General features: G+C 73.0%; 11 protein-coding genes and 1 pseudogene. 7 read left to right on the top strand and 5 right to left on the bottom strand.

Annotation, left to right across the window (positions count from 1 at the left end):
- Window positions 1–50 precede the first annotated feature (50 nt).
- The 4 genes from DFJ69_RS12880 to DFJ69_RS12870 all read right to left on the bottom strand — a co-directional run bounded on the left by DFJ69_RS12880 (window position 51) and on the right by DFJ69_RS12870 (window position 3,802).
- Window positions 51–1,223, bottom strand: coding sequence for a JmjC domain-containing protein (locus DFJ69_RS12880; RefSeq protein WP_170177635.1), 1,173 nt, complete (start codon window positions 1,221–1,223; stop codon window positions 51–53).
- A 194-nt stretch (window positions 1,224–1,417) separates the two neighbouring features.
- On the bottom strand, window positions 1,418–1,555 hold the full coding sequence (locus tag DFJ69_RS34270; RefSeq protein ID WP_170177634.1) for a hypothetical protein: 138 nt from the start codon (window positions 1,553–1,555) through the stop codon (window positions 1,418–1,420).
- Between the two features lie 424 nt (window positions 1,556–1,979).
- Window positions 1,980–3,146 (bottom strand): sensor histidine kinase, encoded by a 1,167-nt coding sequence (locus DFJ69_RS12875; protein ID WP_116026595.1) that lies wholly within the window; start codon window positions 3,144–3,146, stop codon window positions 1,980–1,982.
- A complete protein-coding gene (locus DFJ69_RS12870) occupies window positions 3,146–3,802 on the bottom strand; it encodes a response regulator transcription factor (protein ID WP_116022703.1) in 657 nt (218 codons plus the stop codon). Before DFJ69_RS12870 ends, DFJ69_RS12875 begins: the two co-directional genes overlap by 1 nt.
- A 181-nt stretch (window positions 3,803–3,983) precedes the next feature.
- Here DFJ69_RS12870 and DFJ69_RS12865 point away from each other — a divergent pair, with 181 nt between their 5' ends.
- From DFJ69_RS12865 to DFJ69_RS12840, 6 genes are all read left to right on the top strand, one after another.
- Entirely contained in the window at window positions 3,984–4,466 is a 483-nt protein-coding gene (locus DFJ69_RS12865; RefSeq protein ID WP_147312289.1) for a hypothetical protein, read from the top strand.
- A complete protein-coding gene (locus DFJ69_RS12860; protein ID WP_116022701.1) occupies window positions 4,466–5,644 on the top strand; it encodes a peptidoglycan-binding protein in 1,179 nt (392 codons plus the stop codon). The genes DFJ69_RS12865 and DFJ69_RS12860 overlap by 1 nt, the downstream gene beginning before the upstream one ends.
- Window positions 5,641–6,330, top strand: coding sequence for an ABC transporter ATP-binding protein (locus DFJ69_RS12855; RefSeq protein WP_116022700.1), 690 nt, complete (start codon window positions 5,641–5,643; stop codon window positions 6,328–6,330). Before DFJ69_RS12860 ends, DFJ69_RS12855 begins: the two co-directional genes overlap by 4 nt.
- Entirely contained in the window at window positions 6,327–7,532 is a 1,206-nt protein-coding gene (locus tag DFJ69_RS12850) for an ABC transporter permease (protein ID WP_116022699.1), read from the top strand. Before DFJ69_RS12855 ends, DFJ69_RS12850 begins: the two co-directional genes overlap by 4 nt.
- Entirely contained in the window at window positions 7,529–8,473 is a 945-nt protein-coding gene (locus tag DFJ69_RS12845; protein WP_245974302.1) for a site-specific integrase, read from the top strand. The genes DFJ69_RS12850 and DFJ69_RS12845 overlap by 4 nt, the downstream gene beginning before the upstream one ends.
- Window positions 8,474–8,598: 125 nt before the next feature.
- Window positions 8,599–9,852, top strand: coding sequence for a cytochrome P450 (locus DFJ69_RS12840; protein WP_116022697.1), 1,254 nt, complete (start codon window positions 8,599–8,601; stop codon window positions 9,850–9,852).
- A gap of 6 nt (window positions 9,853–9,858) precedes the next feature.
- On the opposite strand, the gene DFJ69_RS12835 is transcribed toward DFJ69_RS12840, so the two are convergent.
- On the bottom strand, window positions 9,859–10,728 hold the full coding sequence (locus tag DFJ69_RS12835) for an immunity 49 family protein (RefSeq protein WP_116022696.1): 870 nt from the start codon (window positions 10,726–10,728) through the stop codon (window positions 9,859–9,861).
- A 242-nt stretch (window positions 10,729–10,970) separates the two neighbouring features.
- Here DFJ69_RS12835 and DFJ69_RS36600 point away from each other — a divergent pair.
- Window positions 10,971–11,354 (top strand): annotated as a pseudogene (locus tag DFJ69_RS36600) (WXG100 family type VII secretion target); the annotation flags it as partial.
- Window positions 11,355–13,209 lie beyond the last annotated feature (1,855 nt).

Here is a 13,209-nt window from a genome sequence, read left to right as displayed (position 1 = left end):
CCTCGCTGATGGGCCTGATGTCCGCTGGCGCGGCATCCGGCGGAACGGGTTCAGGCGAAGGTCAGGAAGCCCTCGTGCAGCAGCCGCCGCACCAGGACCAGCCGGCCCTCGTCGTCCAGACCGCCGGGGATCTCACGGGGGCTGAACTCGGCCGCCCCCGCGACGAACTCCACCTCGTCGGCGACCGCGGCGGGCAGCCGAACGGTCTTGCCGTGGAAGTCCAGCGCGATCCGGTCGGCCCCGTCCTCGTGGGTGAGCCGCCACAGCAGCCGGGGCCGGCGGAGCAGCCGGGAGTCGAGGTCGGGCTCGGCCTCCCGGTCGAGCCGATCGAGGTCGAGCAGATGGCCGTCCAGCACCGTCTGGCGGCCCGCCACGCTGCGTCGTGTCAGGTCGGCGAGCGCGGAGTCCACGGGCAGCGCCGACGGCAGCGCGCTCAGCAGGTCGGCGGTCAGCTCGGCGGTCCTCCGGGCGGCCGTCTCGTCGGTGGAGAATCCCAGGGGCAGGCCCCGGCGCCAGGTGACGTCGTTCGCGGCCAGCAGGTCCACGGCCTTGTAGAGGAGGTCGACCCACACCACGGGCTGCACGCCGATCGTCAGGTGCAGGCTGGTCTCCTCCTCCGAGGACGCCTCGTGGACCCAACCGCGCGGCACGTAGAGCATGTCGCCCGGATGGACGTCCAACTCCAGCACGGGCTCACCGGGGCCCTCGGCGGGCGGACGGTAGGTGGCGTCCCGCAGGGGGAGGCGGTCGGGGGAGGAGTAGAACCGCCAGTGCTTGGAGCCGTGCAACTGGGCGACGAACACGTCGTGGTTGTCGAAGTGCGGCACCAGGCCGCGCCGGCCGGCCGGCGTGAGGTACACGTTGGTGTGCACGATGGCGCTGAGCTCGGCGCCGAGCGCCCGACAGAACTCCGACAGCGGCTCCCAGCGTTCGTGCAGGAAGTTGACGGCCAGGGTCGCGCCCGCGCGGTACCGGGCGTACAGCACCTCGAGCACGTTGCCCGGCCCGCCCGCGCCCTCGGCGAGCTCCGCGATGGGCGTCTCCTGGCCGTTGTCCACCACGCGGATGTCGCTGCCGCGGATGCTGGACAGCGCCAGGATCCGGTCGAGGTCCGCCAGGGTGAGCAGGTCGGCGTGGCTCTTGGGATCGTCGCGCCGGACGAGCAGCGGCCTGCGCTCCCAGTGGTCGGCCAGGAACGCCTCGACACCGACCGGATCGATCAATCGGGAAAGCGTGGGGAAACGCTCGCCCGCCTGCTCGGATATCGTCGTGTGGTGAAACACCATCTCGTCATTCCCCTTGATCGTGACGCCATCTGTGCAGAATTGAGAATTGTCGGGGCCCGGCCCGCCGGGCGGCGGCCGCACGGTCCGCCGCCGCCCGTCGGGTGCTACCGCCGGAGCCGCGTGTTCGCGGCTCAGTAGCAGTAGTTGGGGTTACAGACGATCCAGCAGTCGTCGGACGGGTCCGGGTCGCAGATCAGGAACTGCGGGTCGGCGGCGGGAGCCGTCTCGACCTGGATCTCGTCCATCTTCAGGGTCTTGGTTTCGGCCATTTCATGCCTCCTTTCCGAGTGGCGGTGATCACTTGCATCCTGCGACTCGGTAAAGGAATCGGTCAAGAACGTCGCCGGCCGCCTCCGGACAGGCGGAGCGGGAATTCGCGTGCCGATGTGGGATGTTGCGGATGGAGGCAAGGCCTTTTTCGGCCGGTCCGCATCGAAGGGCCGTCGCTCTGACGGTTGCCGGGACATGCATCGTTCCCGCGTTATCGCAGCTTTGCCGTGCAACGGTCCCGAAGGTCCCGCCCGATGGCGGGGCTACCCCCGAGAAGGCGTCGCTGTCAAATTTCTTCGACGATTAGAAGAAACCGGCGAGAGCGGTGCGCCGTGCCGCGTTGCGTCGGATAACGGATCCGTTCGACGTCATATTCGCTGGCCGCCGGGATTGTTTCGGAGATTGCGCCGGATAACGGCGGAATCAGTGGTCGCGCGCGGACGGTAGCCGTACCGTCACGGTCAGTCCGCCGTCGGGATTGCCGGTCGCCGTCACCCGGCCGTCGTGGGCGGTCACGATGGCCTGCACGATCGACAGGCCCAGCCCCGCCCCCCGGTGCGCCGTCCCGTCGGTGGTCTCGGCGTCCGGCAGCCGGGTGAACGGCTGGAACAGGGTGGCGATCCGGTCGGCGGGGACCGGCGGACCGGTGTTGCGCACCCGCAGCGTCCCGTCCGGCTCGGTGCGCACCTCCACGGTGCCGCCTCGCCGGTTGTAGCGGAGCCCGTTGTCGACCAGGTTCGACACCAGTTGCGCGACCAGCACCCCGTCGCCCAGGACCCGCGCCTCGGCCAGGTCGGTGGTCAGCGTGACACCCGCCTCGGCGACCCGTTCGCGATACTCGTCGAGGGCCTCGGCGACCACCTCCGGCAGGGCCAGCGGCTCTCGCCGGCGCAGGCCGCCGTCGCTGCGCGCGAGCAGCAGCAGTCCGTCGATGAGGCGTTCCATCCGCCGGTTCGCGGACAGCAGGTCGGCGCGGATGTCGGGCAGTCGTTCGGCGTCGGCGGTGCGCAGCCCGACCTGGATCGCCATCCGTTGCAGCGCCAGCGGATTGCGCAGCTCGTGGGAGGCGTTCGCGACGAAGCGCCGCTGACTCTCGAACGCGCGCTCCAACCGGGTCAGCATGGCGTCGAACGTGTCGGCCAGCTCCTTCAGCTCGTCCTCGGGGCCGGTCATCGCGATCCGCCGGTCGAGATCGCGCCAGGACAGCCGCCGTGCGGTGGCGGTGATGGTCCGCACCGGCCCCAGCACCCGGCCCGCCAGCCACCAGCCGGTCAGCCCCGCGGTCACGGCCAGCCCCGCCAGCGCGAATCCCGACACGGTGAGCAGCCGGTCCAGGGTCTCGTTGCGGGCGTCCACCACCGCCACACCCACGAACAGGCCCTGACCGTCCTTCCCGGCGGCCTTGGCCTTCAGCGCGGCGGTCACGTCCGGCCGTTCCAGGAGCGAGCCGATCGCCTGGTTCTTGGCCTCGACGTCGGTCTTGAGCAGCAGGTACACGATGGCGAGCAGGGCGGCGCCGGTGACCAGCACCACCGCCCCGTACAACGCGGTGAGGCGGACCCGCACGGTCAGCCGGAGACGCCGCCGCATCATCGGATCCGGTAGCCGCTGCCGGGCAGCGTCGTGATGACCGGCGGATCGCCCAGCTTGGCGCGCAGCTTGCTCATCGTGACGCGGACCGCGCTGGTGAACGGGTCGGCGTTCTCGTCCCAGACCCGTTCCAGCAGCTCCTCGGTGCTCACCACCGCGCCGTTCGCGGTCAGCAGCGCGTGGAGCAGCCCGAACTCCTTGGGCGACAGCGACAGCGCCCGTCCGTCGCGGTACGCGGCGCGATGCGCCACGTCGAGCACGACGCCGCCGCGCTCCAGGACCGGCGGGGCGGCCGACACCGCCCGGCGCGCCAGCCCGCGCACCCGCGCCGCGAGTTCGTCGAAGTCGAACGGCTTGACCAGGTAATCGTCGGCGCCCAGATTGAGGCCCGCCACCCGTTCCGTCACGCTCGACTGCGCGGTGAGCATCAGCACCCGGGTCCGGGGCCGTTCGCTCACCAGCTCCCGGCAGATCTCGTCACCGGGGACGTCGGGCAGGTTGCGGTCCAGCACCACCACGTCGTACTCGGTCACCGCCAGCCGCTCCCGGGCCCCCGCACCGTCATGGGACACGTCCACCGCCAGCGCCTCGGCCCGCAGCCCGTCGGCGACATAGGCGGCCAACTCCCGCTCGTCCTCGACCACCAGTACGCGCACAGGAACCCCTTCCCATCCCCGGTCGGAGACCCCCGGCCGGGTGCCGGACAAACCGAAGTTAACACCGCCGCACCGCACGGGTCCGAGGCTTTCAGGCCGAAACATCGCCGAAACGTCAGGCTCGGTAAACCGGTCAGTGTGAATCCCCGAACGGCGTGATCCGCAGACCGGAGGAATGGACGTGACGAGGAAATATCTGATGATGTGCGTGGCCGTCGTCTCGGCGGCGACGCTGCTGACCGGCTGCGGCGGGGACGACCCGGAGAGCGCCCCGACGCGGGGAGGCGGCGACGGCGCCGGGTCCCAGTCGGACCAGATGGTCGCCTACGCCCGCTGCCTGCGCGGGCAGGGCGTCAACGTGCCCGACCCCGATCCGGGGGCGGCCAACCAGTTGCAGGTGCCCAAGGGCGTCGACCCGCAGAAGATGTCGTCCGCGCAGCAGGCGTGCCGGGCCTCCGCCCCGCAGGGGCTGGGCGGCGGCACCGACTCCGCGCAGCACGACCAGATGGTCGCGATGGCCCGCTGCCTGCGGGAACACGGCGTCAACGTGGCCGACCCGCAGCCCGGCGAGGCGCTGCGGCTGCCGCCCGGCGGTTCCCGTGACACCCGCGTCCGGGAGGCCATGCGGGACTGCCAGGGCGCCACCCCGACCGGGGGAAGGTGATGGACCGGAACCCCCCGTCGCCCTCGACGCCGCGCATGGCCGAGCCGCTCGGCTCGCTCGACGACGCCCCGGGCGCCGAGGCCTCGCGGTCCTCCCCGCCGCGCCGCCGTCGCCGACGGTGGCTGGCGGCGGGACTGGTCGTCCTCGCCGGGGGCGTGGCCGTGGCCGGCGTGGCCACCGCCCGCGGCGGATCCGCGACCGAGGAGACCGCCGGCCCGGCGCCCCGCACCGCCACCGTCACCCGCGCCGACCTGGCCGAACGCCAACAGGTCGACGGGGCCCTCGGGCCCGCCGAGACGTACCGGATCATCGCCCGCGGATTCCCCGGCGGCACCCTCACCGGGGTGCCGCAGGTGGGTCGGCGGATCGGCCGCGGTCAGGAGGTGTTCGAGGCGAACGGACGCACGGTCCCGCTGTTCTACGGACGTTCGCCGCTGTGGCGGACCCTGCATGAGGGCGTGTCCGACGGCAGGGACGTCAAGATCCTGCAGAACAACCTCATCAAGCTCGGCCACGGCGACGGCCTGGAGGTCGACGGGCACTTCGGGCCCGCCACCGAGACCGCCGTCGAACGCTGGCAGGACGACCTGAACGTCGACGAGACCGGTGTGGTCGAACCCGGCGACGTGGTCGTCCAGCCGGGTCCCCTGCACGTCTCGGCCGTGCACGCCTCCCCGGGCTCCCCGGCCCAGGGCCGGATCCTCACCGCCACCGGCTCGGGCGCCCAGGTCGTCGCCGAGGTGCCGGTGACCCAGGCCCAGCTCGCGGTGCCCGACGCCGAGGTCGGCATCACCCTGCCGGGCGGCCGGCGCACCACCGGAACCGTCGAGCGCGTCGGCACGGCCGCCGACGCCGCCGAGGACGAGAACGGCTCCCGCGACCTGACGGACGCCACCGTCCCCGCGTACATCACCCTGAACGACCCCGACGCCGTCGGGCGGCTCACCGGCGGGCCCGTTCAGGTGTACTTCACCAGCCGGGTCCACCGGAACGTGCTCGCCGTGCCCGTCGGCGCGCTGCTGGCCATGCCCGGCGGCGGCTACGCCGTGGACGTCGTGGCGGCCGGCGGCGTCACCCGCAGGGTGCCGGTGCGGATCGGCGTGTTCGACGGCGGCCGGGTCGAGGTGCAGGGGGCCGGGCTGGCCGCCGGGACGGCGGTCAAGGCGGCGGCGTCATGACTCCTGTGCTGCAGATGGACGACGTCGTCAAACGCTACGACGGCGGCGTCCACGCGGTGCGCGGCGTGTCCCTCACCGTGGAGGCCGGCGAACTCCTCGCCGTCGTGGGCCCGTCCGGCTCCGGCAAGTCCTCCCTGCTGCACCTGATGGGGGCGCTGGACCGACCGACCTCCGGCACCGTCCGGCTCCTGGGGCACGACACCGCGGCCGTCGACGACCGCAGGCTCTCGGCCATGCGCGCCACCTGGATCGGGTTCGTGTTCCAGCAGTTCATGCTGATCCCGCACCTGACGGCGGTGGACAACGTCGCCGCCGGGCTGATCTACCTGGGCGCGCCGCCCGCCGCGCGGACCCGGCTGGCCACCGCCGCGCTCCGCCGGGTCGGGCTGGGCCACCGGCTCGACCACCGGCCGCAGGAGATGTCCGGCGGTGAACAGCAACGGGTCGCGGTCGCTAGGGCCATCGTCGCCCGACCTCCGCTGGTGCTGGCCGACGAACCCACCGGCAACCTCGACTCCGCTGCCGGGGAGGGCGTGCTGAGCCTCCTCCGCGAACTCCACGACGAGGGAACGACCATCATCATCGTCACCCACGACAACGGCATCGCCGACGCGCTTCCCCGCAAGGTGGAGGTGTTCGACGGCCGGATCCGCTTCGACGGCCGGGCATCGGAGGCGCTGACGTGAACGCCCCGGTCCCCGCCCCCGACCCGGTCCGGCTGAACCCTGCGGACCTGGTGCGGATCGGCCTGGGCGGGCTGCGCGGCCGGCCGCTGCGCGCGCTGCTGTCGGCGCTGGGCATCGCCATCGGCATCTCCGCCATGGTCTCCGTCGTCGGGATCAGCACCGCGAGCCGCGCCGAACTGCTCGACCAGATCAGCAGGCTGGGCACCGGCATGCTGACCGCCCGCCCCGGCCAGAACCTGTTCGGCGACCCCGCCAGACTCCCCGCCGAGGCCCCCGGCATGGTCGCCCGCGTCCCCGGGGTGCGCTCCGCGTCCGCCGTGGGCACGGTGCCCGGGGCCACCGTCCGCCGCACCGACCTGATCCCGCCCACCGACACCGGCGGTCTGGCGGTCAGCGCCGCCCGGCTGGACCTGCTGCGGACCCTGGACGGCCGGGTGGCCGCCGGCGGCTTCCTCACCTCTGCCACCGCCGGCCATCCCACCACGGTGCTCGGCTCGGTCGCGGCGGAGCGGCTCGGCGTGGACCGTCCCGGCGACCAGGTGTACCTGGCGGACCGCTGGTTCACCGTGACCGGCATCCTGGCGCCGCTGCCGCTGGCCCCCGAGATCAGCCGTTCCGCGCTGGTCGGCTGGCCGGTGGCGGAGCGGCTGCTGGGGTTCGACGGGCGGCCCACGACGGTCTACGTCCGGTCGTCCGACGACGCGGTGACCTCCGTGTGGGACCTGCTCGCGCCCACCATCAACCCCGAGGCCCCGCAGGACGTCCAGGTCACCCGGCCGTCCGACGCGCTCACCGCGCAGCTCGCCGCCCGGAGCGCGTTCAACGGGCTGTTCATCGGCCTCGGCGCGGTGGCCCTGCTGGTCGGCGGGGTCGGGGTGGCCAACACCATGGTCATCTCGGTGCTGGAGCGGCGGCGGGAGATCGGGCTGCGCCGGGCGCTCGGGGCGCACCGGCGGCAGATCCGCGCCCAGTTCCTCACCGAGTCGATCGCGCTGGCAGCGCTGGGCGGTCTCGGCGGGATCCTGCTGGGCCTGCTCATCACGATCGGCTACGCCACCCTCCGCGGCTGGCCCCTCGCCCTGCCGGGCACCGCCCTGGCGGGCGGCGTCCTCGCCGCGGCCGCCATCGGTGCGCTGGCCGGGCTCTACCCCGCCCATCGCGCCGCCCGCCTGACCCCGACGGAGGCACTGAGAGCGACATGACGCACCCCCACCGCCCTGTGGCCCATGTGGAGATCTGCCCTCTCGCCGGCGGACCCGTGGACGGCGTCAGCCTGCGCGTCTCGGTGGACGAGTTCCTGTCGTCCGGACGATGTCGCAACGCCAACACCCGCCGCGCGTACGCCGGGACCCTCGACCGGATGCTGGCCGAGTTGGGCGAGCACCGCCCCCTGCACTGCCTGAACGACCAGGAGCTCGCCTACTGCCTGTACCGGCTGTGGGGGGCCCGTTCCGACGCCACCTGGAACCGCAACCTCGCCGCCGTCCGTTCCTGGCTGGACTGGAGCCGTGCCCGCTTCGGCTGCGCGCCCACGCTGCCCCACAACATGGAACGCCGCCACGGCGGCTCCCACACGGAGTCGGTCCCCTCCCGCGCGGCCATCGAGCACCAGTTGTCCCGCCGTGACGTTCCCCTGCGGGAACGGGCCATGTGGCGCATGCTTTACGAGACCGCCGTTCGGACCACCGAGATCCTCGCCCTCAACATCGAGGATCTGGACCCGGCGGCCCGGCTCGCGACGCTGCGGCGGGACTGCGCACCTCCCAAACGCCTCTACTGGGCCTCCGGTACCGCCGAGCTGCTGCCGCTGCTCCTTCGACTCCCCGACGGGGGTGCGCGTACGCACGGCCCGCTCTTCCTCACCCATCGCCGTCCCGGCCCCGGACGTCTCCCGGCGCTCCCGGACCTGTGCCCCCACACCGGCCGCAACCGCCTCGGCTACGACCGGGCCCGCATCCTCCTCAAGAGGTACACCGGCTGGGAGCCTCAGCAGATCCGTCGGGCCGCCGCCGCGCATCTCCACGAACGCCACGTTCCGCCCGATCTCGTCAGCGCCAAGCTCCGCAGCGGCCCGCACCGGGCGGACGATCCCGCCATCGCCGAGATCACCAAGGTCCTCGCCCCGCTCCGACGCGTTCAGTAGACGCCGCACCCGCAAGAGGACCGACCTCTACCGGCCATATCGGGCGCGGCTCTTCGGTCGGAGGCCGTTCGGCGGAAGAGTGGGCGGCGTGGGGTCCAGGCCGGGCCCCGGGCGGGAGGAACGGCATGTCGCTGGACGCAGCGGACGGTACGGAGAGCGCGGACCGGCTGGGATGGGCCTGGCCCGACCTGCCGCCGGGAGAGCTGGGAGCGCCGTCGCCGATGTTCGCCGTTCGGCACGCGGAGGCGCCGCTGGCCCCGCTCACGCTGCCCAGCGGCGACCGGATCCGCGCCATCGCACGGTACGAGGACATCCGCACCGTGATGGCCCACTCGGCGACCAGCCGGAACCTGCGGTACGAGGGCGCGCCGCGGGTGACCAAGGGGCTCAGCATCGAGGACGACCCCGCGTCGATGCTCAACATGGATTCGCCCGAGCACACCCGGCTGCGCCGGATCCTGTCGGGCACGTTCACGCCGCGCCAGATCGAGGGCTGGCGTCCCCGGGTCCGCGAGATCGCCGGCGAACTCGTCGACACGGTCGCCGCGGCGTCCGGGCCGGTCGACCTCGTGGAGGCGTTCGCCTTTCCGCTGCCCAGCCTGGTCATCTGCGAGCTGATGGGCGTGCCGGCGGCGGACCAGTCACGATTCCGGCACTGGACGGAGCTGTTCCTGTCCACCGGGGACGCCTCGGCCGAGGACCGCGTCTCCGCCGCGCTCGACTTCGCCGGGTACGCGGCGGAGCTGATCGCGACGCATCGGGAACGGCCCGGCGACGACCTCATCGACGTGCTGGTGCAGGCCCGTGACGACGACGACCGGCTGACCGAGGACGAGCTGGTCGCGCTGGTCTTCGGGCTGATCCTCGCCGGGCACGAGACCACGGCCTCGCAGATCACCCGGGGCGCGCTGCGGCTGCTGAGCCATCCCGAGCGCTGGGCGGCGCTGGTGGACGATCCCGGGCTGACGCCGGCGGTGGTGGAGGAGATCCTGCGGTACGACGGGCCCGGCGGGTACGGCATGCTGCGGCGGATGACCGAGCGCGTGGAGCTGAGCGGCGGTGTCGTCGAGGCCGGCGAGGCCGTCTTCCTGCTGCTGCCGGCGGGCAACATGGACCCGGACGTGTTCCCCGAGCCGGAGAGCTTCGAGGTGACGAGGTTCGACGGGACGGGGGACAGGGCGCACGGGCCGCACCTGAGCTTCGGCCACGGCCCGCACTACTGCCTCGGGGCCAACCTCGCCCGGATGGAGCTGCAGGTGGCGTTCGAGACGTTGGCCACCCGGCTGCCCTCGCTGCATCTGGCGGCGCCGGCCACGACGGTGCCGTGGATCGGCGAGGCGCTCATCCACCGCCCGGTCTCGGTGCCCGTCTCCGTCTAGGGCGCGTCAGAAGGTGTACGAGCCGACCCACGAGCCGTCGACGAGGTTCTGCGGGAGGTACTCGGACCGGACCTCGATGGGGATGCCGGTCTCCTTGGCCAGACAGGTGAAGGCCAGCAGGGGGAGCGCCACGTACCCCAATGGGTCCTCCGCGCGTCGGGTGTCGCGGGTCCAGAACGTCCGGTGCAGCTCCAGGGCCTCGAACAGGGCGTCGTTGAACTCCGCCGCCTGCCCGGCCACGACCGCGCCGAACACCCTGATCTGCGGGAACACGTTCAAGGCGACGTGCTCCCGGCTCTCGTCGTCGAGCGTGGGGTCCTCGGGGTCGGCCAGCCGGGCGGCCTCCAGCAGGTGGTCGAAGTAGCCCTCCTCGCGTCGCCACCATCCCCTGACGGCCTCGATGAACGGGAAGGCCCAGGGGAGCGGTGCCGCGCCGGTGGCCGACTGCATGAACTGCGGCGTGACCGAGCACAGCAGGTCCGTGCGTTCTCTGTCGCGGCAGGTCATCGCGTAGAAGACGGCCTTCCGCCAGCGTTCGAGGTCCATCCACCATTGCGGGCCGACCGCCGGCAGGTCGAGCCGGTCGTCGTGGATGAGGCACTCGACGGTGCCCTCGGTACGCAACCCGGTGGCGTACAGCGCCGACCCCGCCTGCGTCGCGAGCGTCGCGCTCTCCCACGTCTGCACGAAACGCGCCGTCGGATCGGCCACGCACCGATAGTTCAACTCCAGACCGGCCTGGTAGAGCAGGCTGTCGAGCCCGCTGGGCTCCGCCTTCAGCCGAGGGATGATCGCCTCGAAGTTCCGCTTGTGGAACCAGTCCGCCCCGTCCTTCGCCATGGCGAGATCGATCTCATGCCTCGGCACGGTGCGCATCGCGGACTCCTCGCTGGTGAGACTGGACCGTGAACTTCACCTTACTCAGGGGCGTCTCATCCTCCGGGCCGGTCGCGGTTGCGACATGTCACCCGCTGTCGCAATGATGGGTGCCTTGTCGAGAACCGGCCAGATGCGGATCATCGCGATCACTTGACTGACTGGGGGACCTTGTGCGAGCGGAGCGGCGGCCGAGGCCCGGCGTGCCGCCGTCGCCCCAGGTCCCGAAGGCGCGGTGACCGGTGGGCCTGGAGATTCCCGACGAGGTCAAGTGGCTCTCGTGGATCGTCGGCTCCGACTGGCCCGAGGGCGACGAGACCGCGATGCGGCGTGCCGCCCAGGCGTGGTACGACGCCTCCTCTGAGATCGGCGAGCTGACCGGAGACCTCCAGGCGGCGGCGACCCAGGTGCTCGGCGTCGTCGAGGGCGACGCGGCGGACGCGTTCGACGCGTACTGGCAGAGGTTCGTCGCGACCGATCCCCAGGTGCTCGTCAAGCTCGAAGAGGCGTGCCAGGCGATGGGCAAGGCGCTGGACAGCGGCGCCCTGGAGATCGAGTACGCCAAGTACATGTTCATCGCCCTGCTGATCATCACGGCGATCGAGATCATCCTGCTGATCCAGGCGGCGTTCGCGACGTTCGGGGCCTCGACGGCGGCGATCCCCGCGGTGCAGGTCGGCGCGCAGGTCGCCTCGCGCACCATCTTCCAGCGGTTGATCCAGGCGATGATGAGCCGGGTCGGCAGCCAGTTGGGGCGGGCGGTCCTGCGCGGGGCCCTGATGGGGATCCTCGAGGGTGTCGGCCTCGACCTCGCCATCCAGGGCCTGCAGATCGCCCAAGGAAACCGGGACGGCGTCGACACCAAGAAGACCCTGCAGGCCGGCCTGGACGGCGCGATCGGCGGCGCCCTGTCCGGGGGCCTGAGCCATGGCGCGGGCAAGATCCCGGGCCTGGGCGATGTCGCCGACGGCAGCAACCTCGGCAACCTGGCGCGCGGCGCGGTCCGGGGGGCGGGCGCGGAGGGGCTGGCCGGGGTGGGCGGCACCTTGGCGAGCGCTGCGCTGTCGGGCGAGGGCGTCACGATGGACGAGCTGGCCAAGGGGGCCACCTCGGGCGCTTTCGGCGGCGCGGTGGGGGGCGGCCGTGACGGGCTCAATGTCCAGGCTCCGAACATTCCCGGGGGGCCGGGCGAGGGGGGAATGCCCTCCGGCGACCCGGGGGGTGGCGGCCCGGATTTCGGCGACGGCGGGGGTTCGAACGGCGGCGGGTCGAACGGCTCCCAGTCCGGCGGGTCCGGCAATGGCGGCTCTGGTCCGGGCTCGGGCTCCGGCGGAGACGGCTCCTCGGGCAGCGGCTCCGGGACCCCGGGCGGCGGCCACACCGGCACCGGAGGCTCGAACACCGGAGGCTCCGGCTCTCCCGGCGGCTCCCCAGGTGGCTCGCCGTCCGGGGGCGGTGCCCCTTCGGGCGGTTCCCCCGCCGGCGGCGACTCCGGCGGCGGCTCTCCCGCTGGCGGCTCTCCCGGCGGCGGCTCCCCAGGCGGTTCCCCGTCCGGGGGCGGTGCTCCCTCGGGCGGTTCCCCATCAGGCGGTGACTCCGGTGGCGGCTCCCCGTCGGGCGGCTCCCCGTCGGGCGGCTCGCCATCCGGTGGCACTCCATCCGGTGGCTCCCCATCCGGTGGCGACTCCGGCGGCGGGACATCGACGTCCGGTGGCGGCTCTCCCTCGGGTGGTTCCGGCACCGGCGGCACTCCCGGTGGCGGCTCGCCATCCGGCGGGACGTACGGCGGCGGTGACTCCGGTGGCGGGCCATCGACGTCCGGCGGAGGCTCACCCTCGAACGGAACAGGCGGCGGGCCGGTCGGCGGTGGAGACCCGAGCGGCGGCTCCCCGCCCGGTGGCGGCCCCACCCAGACGTCCGGTGGCGACTCCGGCGGAGGCTCGACGACCTCATCGCCCGACCCGTCCTACAACCGCGCCAGTCTACTGAATCCCGAACTCAACCAGCCAGGCTCCCCGACACCTTCCGGCCCCGCCCCGACACCCGGGGCGGTGCCCACGGGCGGCGTCCCACAAGGCGGCGACCCGACCGGAGCCCCGGACCGTACCCCCACGCCGACGCCCCCGCCCACCACTCCAGGAGGAGACGGCGGCGCCCCCCGTACGAGCAACCCCACCTCCGACGCCCCCGCAACCCCCACCACCAACACCCCGCCCGGGTCCGGCCAGCCCACGGGTGACGGACAGTCCGGCGCACCCGTCTCCCCAGGCCCCGGAGGCCGCCGCGACGGAACGAGCCTCGCCGACGCCGGCATCAACCGCGCCGAAGGCGGCACCGCAGCACCATCACCCACCCCACCCCCACCGGCGGCGACCCCCCCACAAGGCGGCGCCCCCATGGCAGGCACCCCCATGGGCGGCCCCATGCCACCCACCCCCCGAACCCCCTCGGACGCCCCAACCCCGCGCCCGCCCGTCACCA

Source organism: Thermomonospora umbrina (genome assembly GCF_003386555.1).
Taxonomy (GTDB): domain Bacteria; phylum Actinomycetota; class Actinomycetes; order Streptosporangiales; family Streptosporangiaceae; genus Thermomonospora; species Thermomonospora umbrina.
Note: the sequence above shows the minus strand (reverse complement) of the source record. Positions and strands in the feature narration are given on the sequence as shown.